This window comes from Comamonas sp. E6 (assembly GCF_001010305.1).
Taxonomy (GTDB): Bacteria; Pseudomonadota; Gammaproteobacteria; order Burkholderiales; family Burkholderiaceae_C; genus Comamonas; species Comamonas thiooxydans.
Genome location: NZ_BBXH01000012.1, coordinates 161787 through 175753, shown reverse-complemented (window position 1 = coordinate 175753; position 13967 = coordinate 161787). Strand labels below are relative to the sequence as shown.

At 62.5% G+C, this 13967-nt stretch carries 17 protein-coding genes and 1 pseudogene; 5 read left to right on the top strand and 13 right to left on the bottom strand.

Features of this window, described 5'->3' with window-relative positions:
• Nucleotides 1–3: 3 nt before the first annotated feature.
• Nucleotides 4–342: a tRNA-binding protein gene (locus CSE6_RS11865; protein ID WP_003068205.1), complete on the bottom strand. Its 339-nt coding sequence runs from the start codon at nt 340–342 to the stop codon at nt 4–6.
• 179 nt (nt 343–521) lie between these two features.
• On the opposite strand from CSE6_RS11865, the gene CSE6_RS11860 reads away from it, so the two are divergent.
• Both CSE6_RS11860 and CSE6_RS11855 read left to right on the top strand, forming a co-directional pair.
• Entirely contained in the window at nt 522–1820 is a 1299-nt protein-coding gene (locus tag CSE6_RS11860) for a class I SAM-dependent RNA methyltransferase (protein WP_034355226.1), read from the top strand.
• Complete coding sequence (locus CSE6_RS11855) at nt 1817–2317, top strand: putative toxin-antitoxin system toxin component, PIN family (RefSeq protein WP_034355224.1); 501 nt, start codon at nt 1817–1819, stop codon at nt 2315–2317. Before CSE6_RS11860 ends, CSE6_RS11855 begins: the two co-directional genes overlap by 4 nt.
• Here CSE6_RS11855 and CSE6_RS11850 read toward each other — a convergent pair.
• From CSE6_RS11850 to CSE6_RS11840, 3 genes are read right to left on the bottom strand one after another with little or no spacing between them, the layout of a single operon-like run.
• Nucleotides 2314–3261: a hypothetical protein gene (locus tag CSE6_RS11850; protein WP_131324657.1), complete on the bottom strand. Its 948-nt coding sequence runs from the start codon at nt 3259–3261 to the stop codon at nt 2314–2316. The two genes, CSE6_RS11855 and CSE6_RS11850, sit on opposite strands and share 4 nt — an antisense overlap.
• Before the next feature lie 29 nt (nt 3262–3290).
• Nucleotides 3291–3701 (bottom strand): VOC family protein, encoded by a 411-nt coding sequence (locus CSE6_RS11845; RefSeq protein ID WP_059440626.1) that lies wholly within the window; start codon nt 3699–3701, stop codon nt 3291–3293.
• A gap of 52 nt (nt 3702–3753) precedes the next feature.
• A complete protein-coding gene (locus CSE6_RS11840) occupies nt 3754–4557 on the bottom strand; it encodes an SDR family NAD(P)-dependent oxidoreductase (protein ID WP_034355215.1) in 804 nt (267 codons plus the stop codon).
• 240 nt (nt 4558–4797) lie between these two features.
• Here CSE6_RS11840 and CSE6_RS11835 point away from each other — a divergent pair, with 240 nt between their 5' ends.
• Together CSE6_RS11835 and CSE6_RS11830 are read left to right on the top strand one after the other, a co-directional pair.
• Nucleotides 4798–5115 (top strand): multidrug efflux SMR transporter, encoded by a 318-nt coding sequence (locus tag CSE6_RS11835; protein ID WP_034404644.1) that lies wholly within the window; start codon nt 4798–4800, stop codon nt 5113–5115.
• A 122-nt stretch (nt 5116–5237) separates the two neighbouring features.
• Nucleotides 5238–6374, top strand: coding sequence for a 3-deoxy-7-phosphoheptulonate synthase (locus tag CSE6_RS11830; protein WP_012840171.1), 1137 nt, complete (start codon nt 5238–5240; stop codon nt 6372–6374).
• A gap of 105 nt (nt 6375–6479) precedes the next feature.
• Here CSE6_RS11830 and CSE6_RS11825 read toward each other — a convergent pair whose 3' ends face one another.
• From CSE6_RS11825 to ureE, 5 genes and pseudogenes are all read right to left on the bottom strand, one after another.
• Nucleotides 6480–6995, bottom strand: coding sequence for a GNAT family N-acetyltransferase (locus CSE6_RS11825; protein WP_034395953.1), 516 nt, complete (start codon nt 6993–6995; stop codon nt 6480–6482).
• A gap of 624 nt (nt 6996–7619) precedes the next feature.
• Nucleotides 7620–8279 (bottom strand): urease accessory protein UreG, encoded by a 660-nt coding sequence (gene ureG, locus CSE6_RS11820; protein WP_059440611.1) that lies wholly within the window; start codon nt 8277–8279, stop codon nt 7620–7622.
• A gap of 32 nt (nt 8280–8311) precedes the next feature.
• Nucleotides 8312–8644, bottom strand: coding sequence for an antibiotic biosynthesis monooxygenase (locus tag CSE6_RS11815; RefSeq protein WP_059440610.1), 333 nt, complete (start codon nt 8642–8644; stop codon nt 8312–8314).
• Nucleotides 8645–8657: 13 nt separating this feature from the next.
• Nucleotides 8658–9374 carry an urease accessory protein UreF gene (locus CSE6_RS11810; protein ID WP_059440625.1) on the bottom strand — a complete coding sequence of 239 codons (717 nt, stop codon included), beginning with the start codon at nt 9372–9374 and terminating at the stop codon, nt 8658–8660.
• Nucleotides 9361–9879, bottom strand: a pseudogene (gene ureE, locus CSE6_RS11805) (urease accessory protein UreE); the annotation flags it as partial. The gene CSE6_RS11810 and the pseudogene ureE, both read right to left, overlap by 14 nt.
• A gap of 109 nt (nt 9880–9988) precedes the next feature.
• Between ureE and CSE6_RS11800 the strand changes: the two are divergent.
• The gene (locus CSE6_RS11800; RefSeq protein WP_034377385.1) at nt 9989–10495 is read left to right on the top strand and encodes a gamma-glutamylcyclotransferase; all 507 of its coding nucleotides are present in this window, start codon (nt 9989–9991) and stop codon (nt 10493–10495) included.
• On the opposite strand, the gene ureC is transcribed toward CSE6_RS11800, so the two are convergent.
• The 4 genes from ureC to CSE6_RS11780 are packed head-to-tail and all read right to left on the bottom strand — an operon-like array spanning nt 10480 to nt 13919.
• A complete protein-coding gene (gene ureC / locus CSE6_RS11795) occupies nt 10480–12222 on the bottom strand; it encodes an urease subunit alpha (RefSeq protein WP_059440609.1) in 1743 nt (580 codons plus the stop codon). The two genes, CSE6_RS11800 and ureC, sit on opposite strands and share 16 nt — an antisense overlap.
• Nucleotides 12223–12245: 23 nt before the next feature.
• Nucleotides 12246–12917, bottom strand: a complete 672-nt coding sequence (locus CSE6_RS11790; protein ID WP_034404636.1) for a LysE family transporter — start codon at nt 12915–12917, stop codon at nt 12246–12248.
• 6 nt (nt 12918–12923) lie between these two features.
• Entirely contained in the window at nt 12924–13247 is a 324-nt protein-coding gene (locus tag CSE6_RS11785) for an urease subunit beta (protein ID WP_034355186.1), read from the bottom strand.
• A gap of 54 nt (nt 13248–13301) precedes the next feature.
• Entirely contained in the window at nt 13302–13919 is a 618-nt protein-coding gene (locus CSE6_RS11780; protein ID WP_059440608.1) for a HupE/UreJ family protein, read from the bottom strand.
• Nucleotides 13920–13967 lie beyond the last annotated feature (48 nt).

Genomic DNA, 13967 nt, shown 5'->3' with positions numbered 1-13967 from the left:
CGATTACAGCAGGCGCGTGCCCAGCGGCACCTCCTTGTCGGGCACGCACAGGGCCACGGCTCCCGTGGCATCGTGAAAACCGGTCACAAGACATTCGCTCATCAAGGGCCCAATCTGCTTCTTGGGAAAGTTGATCACGGCCACCACCAGCCGTCCTATCAGCTCCTCGGGTTGGTAATGCTCGGTGATCTGCGCGCTGGACTTGCGCTGGCCCAGCTCGGGACCCAGGTCCACCAGCAGCTTGTAGGCGGGCTTGCGGGCCTCGGCAAATACCTCGGCCTGCAGCACGCGGCCCACGCGCAGCTCCACCTTCATAAAGTCGTTCCAGCTGATTTCTTCCATGTCGTCATTGCTCCTTGGCCTGGCATCATGCCTCGGGCCCTGCGAGCATCTGTAGAGCAACGCTTGTCGTGCGCGGGCACCGGAAAAGGCCTAGCGCGTATGCTTATGCCCTGTAAAGCGCACAACAGGCTCCCGTGAGCGTCCGGCGCCTGCGCCGTTGCTGGCGCGCACTGATTTCTATGAACCAACTGCATTTGTTTCTGCCCTGCGCCGCCGGCGTCGAGGGCTTTCTGGCCGACGAGGTCCACGCCATCACCGGCGCCAGCGGGCAGGACCTGCTCGTGGGCCGGGGCGGCGTCATGCTGCGCGGCATGTGGCGCGATGCCATGCTGCTCAATCTGCACAGCCGTCTGGCTCAGCGCGTGCTGATCGAGCTGTCGCACACCATGTACCGCAGCGAGAACGATCTGTACCGTGCCGCCAGCGAGGTGGCCTGGGAGATCTGGTTCACGCCCAAGGAAACCTTCAAGATCGAAGTCACGGCCCAGCACAGCCCGCTGACCAGCCTGAACTTCGCGGCGCTCAAGGTCAAGGACGCGATCGCCGACCGTTTTCGCGCCAAGCGCAACGGCGTGCGCCCCAGCGTCGAGACCCATCACCCCGATGTGCGCGTGCACCTGCACCTGACGACCGACGGCGCCACCATCTATATCGACACCTCGGGCGAGGCGCTGTTCAAGCGCGGCTGGCGCGAAGACAAGGGCGATGCCCCGCTCAAGGAAACCCTGGCCGCGGCCATGATTGCTGCCTCGGGCTGGAACCCGCATGGCGACAATCCCCAGCCGCTGTACGACCCCTGCTGCGGCAGCGGTACCCTGGTGATCGAGGCCGCGCAGATCGCGCGCAAGATTCCAGCCGGCATTCTGCGTCGCTTTGCGTTCGAGAAGCTCGTGCCCTTCCAGCGTCATGTCTGGGAAGCCATGCTGGATGAGGCAGAGAGCCAGATCCTGCCCGAATCGCCGGTGGGCATTTACGGCTCTGACATCGCCTTCCGCATGGTGGACTTTGCCCAGCGCAATGCCGAGCGCGCGGGTGTGTCCGATACCGTCAGCCTGCGCGGCGGCGATGCCTTGCAGCGCATGCCGCCCAGCGAGCAGCCCGGCATGATGCTGCTGAACCCGCCCTATGGCGAGCGCATCGCGGCCGCCGGCAGCGCAGGCCGCAATGCGGCCGAGCGCATGGGCCAGGTCGAACGCGCAGGCCGTGAAACCGCGCAGACCGAGGACGGCGGCGAATTCTTCAACCAGCTGGCCAGCCACTGGAAGAAGAACTACAGCGGCTGGAGTGCCTGGATGCTGACGCCCGACCTCAAGCTGCCCAGCAAGATGCGCCTCAAGGAATCGCGCCGTACGCCCATGTGGAACGGTCCTATCGAGTGCCGTCTGTTCCGCTTCGACATGGTCAAGGGTGCGGTCAAGCCACGCAAGCCCGCAGACGATGCTGCTCAGAGCGGCAAGCCGGAAGGCCGGCCTCAATGAAGATCGCTCCCCTGCGCTGGCCGGCCTGCAACGCCGGCTACGACGGCCCTTTGCCGCGTCCCATGATTCTGGACACCAATGTGGTGCTGGACATGCTGATTTTTGACGATCCGGATATTCCCGCCATCCGCGAGCTGGTCGCCCGTGGCGAGGTGCGCTGGATTGCCGATGAAGCCCAGCGCATCGAGCTGGGTCGCGTGCTGCACTACAGCCAGATTGCGCCGCGCGTCAGCTACTACGGCAAGACGCCCGAAGGCGTGATGGCGGCGTTTGATGAGGCCGTCGAATATGTGTCCGCTGCACCCAAGATCCGCTTTACCTGCACCGATCCCGACGACCAGCATTTCCTCGATCTGGCCAGCCAGCACAAGGCTTTGCTGGTCAGCAAGGACAGGGCCGTGCTCAAGCAGCGCAAGCGCGTGGCAACGCACTATGGCGCGACGGTGGGCAATGTGGTGGTGATGGAGGAAGTGGCCGCTGAGGCTCTATTCGTTTAGGCATAGACGCCAACAAGATCTTGCAAAGAGCGTGATAGCTTGACCTTGTATTTTTTGTCGAGTTTGGCTTGCTGTGCAATTGATATAGCGGATTTCTCAGCGATAACATGGCTTGAGTAGGGAATGGCTGTATATATCGCTTGGAGGTCAAGGGCGTCATGTGTGTTGAGCGATTTGGCTCGTGCATCTATTCGTGCGCTGAACTCCGCTTCAACATCGAGCGTTGGAGAAAGCTCGACAATGCTTTTCACTGCAACGTCTCCAAGTGCGCGAAATTTTTCATAGCTGATGCCGAGCTGGGTCATTAGCTTGATTACGGTGTCTTGAACATCCAAAAATTGACGAGCACGATAGACGCGGCGGCGCAAATCGATGCTCTCTCCTTGGCATAGGGCACGCCGTTTTTCGTTTCGTTCAATCAGTTGCCTCAAGCCTTCTTCTAGTTTCTGATGGGCTATTCGCCGAGTAGCATCATCTTGGTTCTGCATGTAATCAAGGTATAAATACTTTGGGTCGAATGCTGACTCAATCCGCATAAACCGAAGCGCATCTAACGGTTCAGCAACAAGTGCATCTGCAGGTTCAAACGCTTGCAAGAAACTTCGGCCGAGAAACCAGTTCTTTGGCATCTCGAAGGGGTGAAGGTCTAGAAGGCGGTGAATGATCCCCTTGATCTCCACCTGCAGCCGGCTTGTATAACTGCGATATGCGCAGCCGAGGCTAAGCACAGCTTGTATTTCCGCAACATGCCTGCGACTTGCGGGGTCATTGCGCTTCGATGTTTCCAAGATGTGAGTGCCGCTCAGAGGGAAGAGTACTTTTCCATTCTTGACTGCATTTTCAAGCTCTTCGGATAGAGAGGTGAGCCAAGATTCAGTAGCTTTCCCTGATCGGACTTTGGCGAGCTCTATCCACTGGTTCTGATCAAGGTAAATGATGTCCATAAGGTAGGTGAGCTGGTCGCAGTGAATCGTCAATCAAAAAACCGCATGCCCGCATAGGGCCGCAAGCGGCATTGCGCCAGGCGGCTCTCCAGCGAACCGACATGGGCTTCGAGCTGGTGGTCGTCCGGGTCCAGAAAGTAGAAGGAATCGCCTTCGCTGTGGTTGCTCTTCCACTCCCGGGCCCCGAATGACCTGGCATGCTCCACAAAGTGCGCGAAGTCCTGCTGAGCAATGGTGAATGCGTAGTGGGTGTAGCCAGAGGTGCGGGCCTGACTTCGCTGTTCGTCTGACGACAGGCACAGCCACAGATCGCCGAGTCCCAGATAGGCACCCGTATCCCACTGCGCGCGTAGACGAAACCCCAGCACGCGCACGTAGAAGTCCACGCTGCGCTGCAGGTGCGTGACGGCAAGCGTGAGGTGATTCAATCCGGTAAGCATGGTGGCGATGGGCATGAACAGCACAAGGCGTGGAGTGTGCCATTGCCATGCATCACTTCGTTCTGGGCAGCCACGGCACGCCGTTGATATGGCTGCCGCCATCGACAAACAGCGTATTGCCCGTGACATAGCGGCAGTCTTCGCTGGCCAGGAATAGGGCCGCGCCGCCAATGTCCTGCTCGGGATCGCCCATATGGCCCATGGGGTTCAGGCGCAGCATGTCGGCTGCGTTCTCGGGCTGGCTCGCCGCAAATCTTTGATAGGCTTCGGTGGCCGCGCCGGGACACAGGGCGTTGCAGCAGATGCCAAAGGCCGCCCATTCGCGCGCGGCAGAGCGGGTGAGCGTGCGCAGCGCTTCCTTGGCCATGTTGTAGTCCGCCGAATAGGGGTGGGCGTTGACGCCGTTGAGCGAGCACATATTGATGACCCGGCCCCAGCGTCGCTCCTTCATGCTGGGGAAGACTGCCTGCATGGCCCAGAGCGCCGATTGCGCACCTATGCGCCAGGCCCAGTCGGAATCGAGATCGCCGAGCGTTTCGACCCTGGCAAAGCCGGATTGGCTGCCGGGGCGCCGACCCCAGGCATTGTTGACGAGGATGTCGATGTGGCCGAACTGCGCCAGGGCGGCATCGACCATGCTCTGCACGGCGACATGCTCGCTCACATCGGCCACGGCATGTCCCACCTGAACGCCAAATTCGGCGCGGATTTCTGCGGCGGCCCTGGCACAGGTTTCGGCATTGATATCGGCCAGCCACAGGCTGGCGCCTTCCGCCGCAAAGCGGCGTGCCACGCCTTTGCCAATGCCGGCACCTGCGCCCGTGATCAGGGCTACGCGGTCTTGCAGTCGGTTCATTGTTCAGCTCTTCCTCGTTCCATGGACGAGTCACTGTGCAGTGCCGCCGGCGCTGCGACATCGTCGAATCGGACGAGAAATCGGCCCAAGATTGTGGCGGCCGAACCACCCATGGCTGGCCCGGATTTGCCCATGCGGATTAGGATTCATGCCGCAGGGACGACCTTGCCGGGCCATGCGATGCATGGCCTGTATTTCTGCCGGGACGGCCTGGCCATTCGATCTTCAAAGAGGTTTTCTATGGCTTGGGTTTATCTGCTGGTGGCCGGCATTCTGGAAGTGGTCTGGGCCTTCACCATGAAGCAGTCCCATGGTTTCACCAACCTCAAATACAGCGCCATCACCATCGTGGCCATGATCGCCAGCTTTGGCCTGCTGTCGGTGGCCATGCGCACGCTGCCCCTGGGCACGGCATATACGATCTGGACCGGTATCGGCGCCGTGGGTGCATTCCTGGTGGGCGTCACGGTGCTGGGCGAGCAGCTCAGTGGCATGCGCGTGGGAGCGGCTGTCCTGATCGTCAGCGGTCTGGTGCTGATGAAGCTGTCGGCGGAGTGAATGCCCGGGCTTCGTCCCGGCCAGCGCTGCAGTCCCATGTGGAGGTCGCGCCCGATCTCCTGGCGTGAATGGCGACGGGGGACGAACGCGTGGGGTGAAGCGCATGGCGCGACAATAGCGGGATGACATCCTCCACGACGCCCCTGCATCCCAGCGCAGCTTCGGCCCGCAAGGCCCAGCCCAAACTGACCACGCTGGACAAGACCCGCATTGACGACACACGTATCAAGATCGTGCGCCCGCTGCTGACCCCGGCACTGCTGGAAGAGTGGTTGCCCGTGACCGAAGAGGCGCAGCAACTGGTCGAATCCAGCCGTGCCGCCATCTCGCGCGTGCTGCATGGCCAGGATGACCGGCTGGTGGTGGTGGTCGGACCCTGCTCCATTCACGATCACGATCAGGCCATGGATTACGCGCGCCAGCTCAAGGTCCAGGCCGATGCGCTCAAGGACGATCTGCTGATCGTGATGCGGGTCTACTTCGAGAAACCGCGCACCACCGTGGGCTGGAAGGGCTATATCAACGACCCGTACCGCGACGGCAGCTTTGCCGTCAATGAAGGGCTGGAGCTGGCGCGCCGCCTGCTGCTCGATGTGCTGGCGCTGGGCCTGCCTGCGGGCACGGAATTCCTGGATCTGCTGTCGCCGCAGTTCATCAGCGACCTGGTCAGCTGGGGCGCGATTGGTGCGCGCACCACGGAGAGCCAGAGCCATCGCCAGCTGGCCAGCGGTCTGAGCTGCCCCGTGGGCTTCAAGAACGGCACCGACGGTGGCGTGAAGGTGGCCAGCGATGCCATTTTGGCCGCCCAGTCCTCGCATGCTTTCATGGGCATGACCAAGATGGGCCAGAGTGCGATCTTCGAGACACGCGGCAATCAGGACTGCCACATCATCCTGCGCGGTGGCAAGGCTCCCAACTACGACGCGGCCCATGTCCAGGCTGCATGCGAAGTGCTGGAAAAAGCGGGCTTGCATCCGCAGGTGATGATCGACTTCTCGCATGCCAACAGCAGCAAGCAGCACCGTCGCCAGATCGATGTATCAGCGGATGTGGCCGAGCAGATTGCCGGGGGCGACACACGCATCACCGGCGTGATGATCGAAAGCCATATTCACGAAGGCCGTCAGGACATTGTCGAAGGGCAGGAGCTGCAATACGGTGTCTCGCTCACCGATGCCTGCATCAGCATGGAGCAGACGACGCCGGTGCTGGAACAACTGGCAGCCGCCGTGCGCGCACGGCGCCTCAAGGCGGCCTGAGGCAGCCGGACGAGGCTGGATGAGCAAGAGGCGCTGCGGCGCCTCTTGTTCTTTGCGCTTTTCAGACGCCCGGCCTTCCGGATCCTGGGCCGGCCGCCCATGCTTTCAGAGATCCAGCGTCAGCTTGAGCATGTCCTTGTGCTGCACGCCGCGCTCCCACAGCGGGGTGGTGTAGTTCTGCAAAAAGAAGTCGCGCTCGATGTCGGTGACGCGAAACCCCAGGCGTTGATAGAACAGCAACTGGTCGCCAAAGCTGCCAGTTCCCACTTCCAGCTGTTGTACGCCGCGTTCGCGCATCTCACGGATGGCGCGCTGCAGCAGGGCCGAACCTATGCCCTTGCTCTGCCAGGCCGTGGACACGGCCATATTCATCAGCTCCCATCGGTGAAGGCCGTCGCCCTCGGGGACCAGCACGCATACGCCGATCAGGGCACCGAGGCCGCTGGGCGTGAACTGGGTCGTCTGGCGCGCTCCAAAACAGGTGGAGCCGGGCAGATAGCGCTTGACGCGCTCGCGCGAGGGGTCGGCCAGCAGCAGCAGATGCCAGGGGGCTTCTGCGGGGTTCATGGTGGTGATATGCCAGGAGTCGGTCGTGCCCGGGCCGGTCAGCGTGGAGCTCATGCGCGCACTCCCTTGCGGCGGAAGGCGGGCGCTGCATATCGGCCGGGCTGGATGTCGGCATTCACTCGATGGGACGCAAGCCCGTCCATCTGCTGCAAACCACAATCTCGCGCCATTTCCACTTTCCACCTGCGGGAGTTGTGAGCCCGCCACAAATATTGTCAACAGGCCATAGCGTAGCAGTCGGAGGGCAAATTCGGTGACCTACTGGTGAAAAGTACAGCGTTCTGCGGCAATTTTGATGCAGGAATCTCGCAAATATTGACCTGCACAGGCCTTGCAACTGCATGAGCAAGTACTTCGAGTCAGTGCGCTGACGAGTCTGACGTCCTTTGCGCAGGACGGGCTTTGCAAAAACGGAGATAGTGGTTTATACTTAGCCGCAAGGGTTAACCCTTAAGGTTTAACCCGCGAATGACAGTACATGAGATGCGTGCTGTCCATCGCTTGAAGTGCATCTCTTGATTTCATAGAAAGCTCATCATGCGCCAAGCTATCAACTCCCTGATCGAATTCATCCAAGAAGCTCGCGAGTTCCATCTGGACCTGGCCAACCAGTAATCACGCACTGGTTCGAGAAACAGCCGCCGCTCAAGGCGGCTTTTTTTGTCCCGAAAGAGATGATCAGGTCGCCAACAAGCCCTGTTTTTCTATGAAGGTCACCACCTCGTCCAGACCTTCCAGTGTCTTGAGATTGGTCATCACAAAAGGCTTGAGCCCCTTGGGCGTAGTGCGCTGCTTGATGGTGTCGCTGCGCATGATGTCCAGATTGGCGCCCACATGGGGGGCCAGGTCGGTCTTGTTGATGACGAAGAGATCGCTCTTGGTGATGCCGGGGCCGCCCTTGCGCGGAATCTTCTCGCCTGCTGCCACGTCGATCACGTAGATGGTCAGATCCGACAGCTCGGGGCTGAAGGTGGCCGCCAGGTTGTCGCCGCCCGATTCGATGAAGACGATGTCGGCATCGGGGAAGTCCTTGAGCATGCGGTCGATGGCTTCCAGGTTGATGGAGGCGTCCTCGCGAATCGCCGTGTGCGGGCAGCCGCCGGTTTCCACCCCCATGATGCGCTCGGCGGGCAGGGCACCACTGATGGTCAGCAGGCGCTGATCCTCCTTGGTGTAGATGTCGTTGGTGATGGCAACCAGGTCCCATTTGCCGCGCATGGCCTTGCAGAGCATCTCCAGAATCGTGGTCTTGCCCGAGCCCACGGGCCCGCCTATGCCCACGCGCAGCGGCGGCAGCTTCTTGGTGCGGTTGGGGATATGGTGCAGTGCGGTCGACATGGTGAGTTCTTTCGGGGGTGAGAGGGTTGCGATCAGCGGGCCTTGCCGTAGGCACGCTCCACCTTGGCAATGCGCAGCTCGAAATGCTGGTACCAGGCGGTGTGACCTTTTTCCTGGGCGATCTGGTGCTCGGCGTTGTGCTTCCATTGACGGATGGCTTCCTCGCTTTCCCAGTAAGACACGGTGATGCCGAAGCCCTGGGCATCGCGGGTGCTTTCAGCGCCCAGATAGCCTGCTTGCTGGCAGGCCAGCTCCACCATGCGGTCGGCCATCTCGCCATAGCCCCGGTCCTCCTGGGTGCGCAGGGAGGTGAAGATGGCGGCGTAGTACGGTGGCTGGGGTGTGGCGGCAAACAGTGCAGACATGGCGGACGAAGGTTCAGCTACGGAAAAGTCGAGAATACTGGTGTTCATGCTGGGCCGAGAGAATGGCCAGCATGGGCGAAAAAGCCTGTCTTGCGTTGTCCGGCAATGCCAGCGCGTATTCGACGGCGGCAGGAATCTCGGAAGTCAGTCGCGCCAGGATGCGCTGGCCGGCGCTCTGGCCCAGGGGCACGGCCTTGATGGCGGCCTGAACCATGTTCTCGGCCCAGCCAAAGGCATAGGCCAGCAGCGCATCGCGCGGCGTGGCTCCGGTGCATTGGGCCGCCAGCGAGAAGGCGATGGGGTAGCTGGCATCCTGCGCGGCCAGCCAGTGGGCGGAGGCCAGCGCGGCTGCTTCGTCGGCGTAGCGGTTTTTCAGCCACTCGGTCAGCGAGCGGCCCATCTGCTCGGTCTGCAGGCGCAGCTCGCTGGTTTCGCGCGTGACTCTTACCCACTGGTTGAGGCTGGCGATGCGCGCCAGATCGGCGCCTTTCCAGGCCGGCATGGCCTGCGCAATCACGGCCATGTCCCCGCGCGACTGGGTCAGATGCAGCTGCTGCACCAGCCAGCCGGCGGCCTCTGCTTCCGTTGCGACCAGCGCCGCATTGATGGCTGCTTCAAGCCCTTCCGAGTAGGAAAAGCCGCCGATGGGCAGGGCCGGCGAGGCCAGCCACATCAGCTGCAGAAAGCTCTGCGCGCCAAGAGCCAGCAGTGGCTCAGTGGGCGTGGTCATGCGAGTGTCCATGGCCGTGATGATGGTGGCTGTGGCCGTCATTGGTCACATGGCCGCCATAGGCGCCTCCTTCGGGCTCGAACGGCAGATCGGCTTCGACCACCGTCATATGCATGCTGCGCAGCATATCGGCCAGCACATGGTCGGGTTCGATCTTCAGGTGGTCGGGCTGCAGCTCGATCGGCACATGGCGGTTGCCCAGATGGTAGGCCGCGCGCATCAGGTCAAACGGCGTGCCATGCTCGGCGCAGGCCGTGATATGCAGCACTTTTTGCGGCGCGGCCAGCACGCGGATCAGGCTGCCGTCTTCGGCCACCAGTACATCGCCGCCGCGCACAGCCTGGCCGCGTGGCAAGAAGACGGCCAGCTCGCGACCCTGGCTGTCGGTGGCGGCAAAGCGGCTCTTCTGACGTACGTCCCAGTCCAGTTCCACGGACGCGGCGCGTTTGAGGATGACGGCGGAAAGGCCCTGGCCCTGGAGCAGCAGTTTGTTGGCAGTCAGCATGGTGAACTCACAATGAAATAAAAGGCCCGGACCAGATTGGCGCGCATGTTGCATGCGCTGCGCATATCAGTGATTTTGATGGACAACTCTTTTGGAAACTTCGACAGAAATGGCCGCCCCGACCTCTTTGCATGATGCGCCTGCCGACTGGCAGGGCTGTGGCGCAGCCTATGTGGCGGTGTATGGCACTTTGCGTGCCGGTGGCATCAACGATATTGCAAGGCTCCAGCCGGGCGTCGCCTGTGTCGGCAGGACCCAGCTGACCGGCACTTTGCATGACCTCGGCTGGTACCCGGGCCTGAGGCTGCAAGGCTCGCAGACCGTGCTGGCCGAGGTCTACCCCATGGACGCAGCGCTGGAGCGGGCCATGGATCGCATCGAAGGCCTGTGGCCCGAAGACCTGGGCGAATACGTCAAGCGCATTCTGACCCTGCCCGTGATGCTGACCCAGGGCGGTCAGCAGTCCATCACTGTGCTGGTGTACGAGGCCTTGCCCGCCACCGTGAGCGCTGCGCCGGAGCTTGCCGTCAGTGACTGGCTGGCCTGGTTTGAGGGCAAGGGCATGCAGCATCCGGATTCGGAGTTTCAGCTCAACACCGCTCAGAACAGAAAATAGCGCTGTGCCATGGGCAGGCTGACCGCGGGCTCGCAGGTCAGCAGATCGCCATTGGCGCGCACGGCATAGGTCTGGGCATCCACCTCCATATGTGGCGCCAGATCGTTGTGGATCATGTGCTGCTTCTTCACATTGCGTATGCCCTTCACCGCCGACAAGGTCTTTTGCAGGCCGAAGCGCTGGCCGATGCCGGCGGCAAGTCCGGCCTGGGAGACAAAGGTCAGCGAGGTCCTGGCAAGCGCTCCGCCAAAGCTCGCGAACATGGGGCGGTAATGCACGGGCTGAGGCGTGGGAATGGAGGCGTTCGGATCGCCCATGGCCGCCATGGCGATGCTGCCGCCCTTGAGTATGCAAAACGGCTTGACACCAAAGAAGGCCGGCTTCCAGATCACGATATCGGCCCACTTGCCCACCTCGATGCTGCCCACCTCGTGGCTGATGCCATGGGCAATCGCGGGATTGATGGTGTATTTGGCGATGTAGCGCTTGATGCGAAAGTTGTCGTTGCGCGCGCCGTCACCACTCAGGGCGCCGCGCTGCAGCTTCATCTTGTGCGCCGTCTGCCAGGTGCGCAGTATGACCTCGCCCACGCGGCCCATGGCCTGGCTGTCGGAGCTGAACATGCTGATCGCGCCGATGTCGTGCAGGATGTCCTCGGCAGCAATCGTTTCCTTGCGGATGCGGCTTTCGGCAAAGGCCAGGTCTTCGGCAATGCCGGCGTCCAGGTGGTGGCAGACCATGAGCATGTCCACATGCTCGTCCAGCGTGTTGATGGTGTAGGGGCGCGTGGGGTTGGTGGAGCTGGGCAGGACATTGGCCTCGCCCACCACTTTCAGAATGTCGGGCGCATGGCCGCCCCCCGCGCCTTCGGTGTGGAAGGTGTGAATGGTGCGGCCCTTGAAGGCGGCCACGGTGTCCTCCACAAAGCCGGACTCGTTGAGTGTGTCGGTGTGGATGGCGACCTGGGTGTCGGTGTCTTCGGCCACATCGAGGCAGTTGCTGATCGCTGCCGGCGTGCTGCCCCAGTCCTCGTGCAGCTTGAGGCCGATGGCGCCGGCATTGATCTGCTCGTGCAGGCCGCCGGGCAGGCTGGCATTGCCCTTGCCCAGAAAGCCAAGATTCATGGGAAAGGCGTCGGCGGCCTGCAGCATGCGTTCCATATGCCAGGGGCCTGGCGTGCAGGTGGTGGCGAAGGTGCCGGTGGCCGGGCCGGTGCCGCCGCCGATCATGGTGGTCACGCCGCTGGTCAGTGCTTCTTCGATCTGCTGCGGGGCAATGAAATGGATATGGGTATCGATGCCGCCTGCGGTGACGATATTGCCTTCGCAGGAGATGATCTCCGTGCCCGGGCCGATGATGATGCTCACGCCCGGCTGGGTGTCGGGGTTGCCGGCCTTGCCTATGGCCACGATGCGGCCGTCCTTGAGGCCGATGTCGGCCTTGACGATGCCCCAGTGGTCCAGGATCAGTGCGTTGGTCAGCACGGTGTCGACCGAGCCGCCGCCAGAGGGCCCTGTTCCCGTCCCGTCGCGTGTGCGCTGGCTTTGCGCCATGCCGTCGCGGATGGTCTTGCCGCCGCCGAACTTCACTTCCTCACCATAGCCGCCAGCGGCCAGGGTGTAGTCTTTTTCGACTTCGACGATGAGCTCGGTGTCGGCCAGGCGCAATCGGTCACCCACGGTGGGACCAAAGGTTTCTGCGTAGGCTCGTCGGTCCATGGTGGCCATTGAGGAATCTCCGATTCAGGTGTTCAGCGCAGGGACTGCTGCTGGGCTGCCGGTGGCAGGGCGGCGGGGCTTGTGCTGAGCAGGTCGCGCAATGTGCCCAGTGCCAGGGCCAGCAGCAGGGCAGCGCAGCAGCGGTAGGTAAAACGGCTCCAGTGCGCGGCAGCGCGGCGGAAAAGCCGGTCCACCAAGGCAGCGCAGACAAAGCACCAGAGCAGGGACGAAGTCATGAATCCCGCGAAGAAGACCCCGTAATCGCTGGCACCGGGCTGGGCCACGCCCACCGCCCCGAGGGCGCTGCCCATGGCGGCCCAGTAGGCCAGGTTCTGCGGGTTGGTCAGCGACAGGGCCATGCCGCGGCGCAGGGCCTGCTTCTGCGTGGCGGCGGCGGTGTTTGAAGCATCGAGCCGGTGTTCGGTACGCGCGGCCTGCCAGCTGTCCCAGGACAGCCAGAGCAGGTAGGCAGCGCCCGCCAGGCCAATCGGCCAGCGCAAGGCGTCGATCTGCATGACCAGACCAATGCCGGCCAGGCCCAGCAAGGCCCAGCTCGCATCGCCCACCAGGGAGCCCAGCTGCACGGCCAGCGCCGGACGATAGCCGCCGCGCACACCTTGGCGCACGGTCTCTGCAAACACTGCTCCGGGCGCTGCGTTGAACACCAGGCCCAGCACAAAAGCAGAAGCAAACAGCATCAGCATGGCAGGTCAGTCCCTGGAATCTGCGGGCAGTGGGCCCTGGACCAGACCGCGAAAGCCATAGATCTGGCGGTCGCCGCCGATCTCGACCAGCTCCACCGTGCGTTGCTGGCCCGGCTCGAAGCGCACGGCCATGCCGCTGGCAATATTCAGGCGCATGCCGTGGGCGGCGGTGCGGTCGAAATCCAGGCCCGCATTGGTTTCGGCGAAGTGGTAGTGCGAGCCGACCTGAATCGGCCGGTCGCTGGCATTGTTCACCACCAGCGTGAGCGTGCTGCGGCCGGGGTTGAGTGCATGGCTGCCCTCGTCAAGAATCAGTTCGCCGGGAATCATCTTTCGTTTCCTTGCGCAAAGGCCTTGTGCTGCGCTGTGCCGAGGTGTGTCATATCAGACCAGTTTCGTCAGCATGAAAGCGCCGAGTGCGGCAGTGGCAGCACCGCCGAACCTGGCCAGCCACTGGTGGCGCTGCATGACGGCATGACCGAGCACCATGCCGGCGATATGCAGTGTGGCCGAGCCCAGAGCAATGCCCAGCAGTGCACCGAAGGCAGCCAGGCCGCTGTCTCCAGCCAGCTCAAAGCCGTGCGCAGCGCCGTGGAAGAAGGCAAACACCGCAGCCAGGGCGGCGGCTGCGCCCCAGGGCATTTTTTGCTGAACCAGCACCAGCAGGCCCAGCACCAGCACGGATGCGGCAATCATGGGCTCTACGCCCGGCACCCACAGGCCGGCAAAGCCGGCCACGGCACCCGCCACCAGCAGGGCCACAAAGGCCGCAGGTGCACGCCAGGCCGTGCGCAGGCTGGGCATGGTCAGTGCGCTCCAGGCGCCCACAGCCAGCATGGCGGCCAGATGGTCTGCGCCGGTAAACGGGTGGGCAAAAGCATGACCCAGACTGTCGAGAAAGTGGTGATGGCTGCCTGCATCGGAGCCCATATGTGCGAGAGCGGACAGGGGCAGTGCAGTCGCCGTGGCGGCTGTGGTGACAAGGAGCTTATTGAATTTCATAGCTATCTGCGCTTGATGGGTAAGGGTTTGATGGCTGAAAGGCTCGAA

Bases quoted from the DNA above. Each gene is read 5' to 3' on its own strand.
- CSE6_RS11860 (WP_034355226.1), top strand. From the start codon at position 522: ATGAACCAACTGCATTTGTTTCTGCCCTGCGCCGCCGGCGTCGAGGGC.
- ureG (WP_059440611.1), bottom strand. From the start codon at position 8,279: ATGTCGACCGCACTGCACCATATCCCCAACCGCACCAAGAAGCTGCCG.
- CSE6_RS11815 (WP_059440610.1), bottom strand. From the start codon at position 8,644: ATGTCTGCACTGTTTGCCGCCACACCCCAGCCACCGTACTACGCCGCC.
- CSE6_RS11800 (WP_034377385.1), top strand. From the start codon at position 9,989: ATGGCCGCCCCGACCTCTTTGCATGATGCGCCTGCCGACTGGCAGGGC.
- CSE6_RS11810 (WP_059440625.1), bottom strand. From the start codon at position 9,374: ATGACCACGCCCACTGAGCCACTGCTGGCTCTTGGCGCGCAGAGCTTT.
- CSE6_RS11785 (WP_034355186.1), bottom strand. From the start codon at position 13,247: ATGATTCCCGGCGAACTGATTCTTGACGAGGGCAGCCATGCACTCAAC.
- CSE6_RS11835 (WP_034404644.1), top strand. From the start codon at position 4,798: ATGGCTTGGGTTTATCTGCTGGTGGCCGGCATTCTGGAAGTGGTCTGG.
- CSE6_RS11845 (WP_059440626.1), bottom strand. From the start codon at position 3,701: ATGCTTACCGGATTGAATCACCTCACGCTTGCCGTCACGCACCTGCAG.
- CSE6_RS11850 (WP_131324657.1), bottom strand. From the start codon at position 3,261: ATGGACATCATTTACCTTGATCAGAACCAGTGGATAGAGCTCGCCAAA.
- CSE6_RS11790 (WP_034404636.1), bottom strand. From the start codon at position 12,917: ATGCTGATGCTGTTTGCTTCTGCTTTTGTGCTGGGCCTGGTGTTCAAC.
- CSE6_RS11780 (WP_059440608.1), bottom strand. From the start codon at position 13,919: ATGAAATTCAATAAGCTCCTTGTCACCACAGCCGCCACGGCGACTGCA.
- CSE6_RS11825 (WP_034395953.1), bottom strand. From the start codon at position 6,995: ATGAGCTCCACGCTGACCGGCCCGGGCACGACCGACTCCTGGCATATC.
- CSE6_RS11865 (WP_003068205.1), bottom strand. From the start codon at position 342: ATGGAAGAAATCAGCTGGAACGACTTTATGAAGGTGGAGCTGCGCGTG.
- CSE6_RS11830 (WP_012840171.1), top strand. From the start codon at position 5,238: ATGACATCCTCCACGACGCCCCTGCATCCCAGCGCAGCTTCGGCCCGC.
- CSE6_RS11840 (WP_034355215.1), bottom strand. From the start codon at position 4,557: ATGAACCGACTGCAAGACCGCGTAGCCCTGATCACGGGCGCAGGTGCC.
- CSE6_RS11855 (WP_034355224.1), top strand. From the start codon at position 1,817: ATGAAGATCGCTCCCCTGCGCTGGCCGGCCTGCAACGCCGGCTACGAC.
- ureC (WP_059440609.1), bottom strand. From the start codon at position 12,222: ATGGCCACCATGGACCGACGAGCCTACGCAGAAACCTTTGGTCCCACC.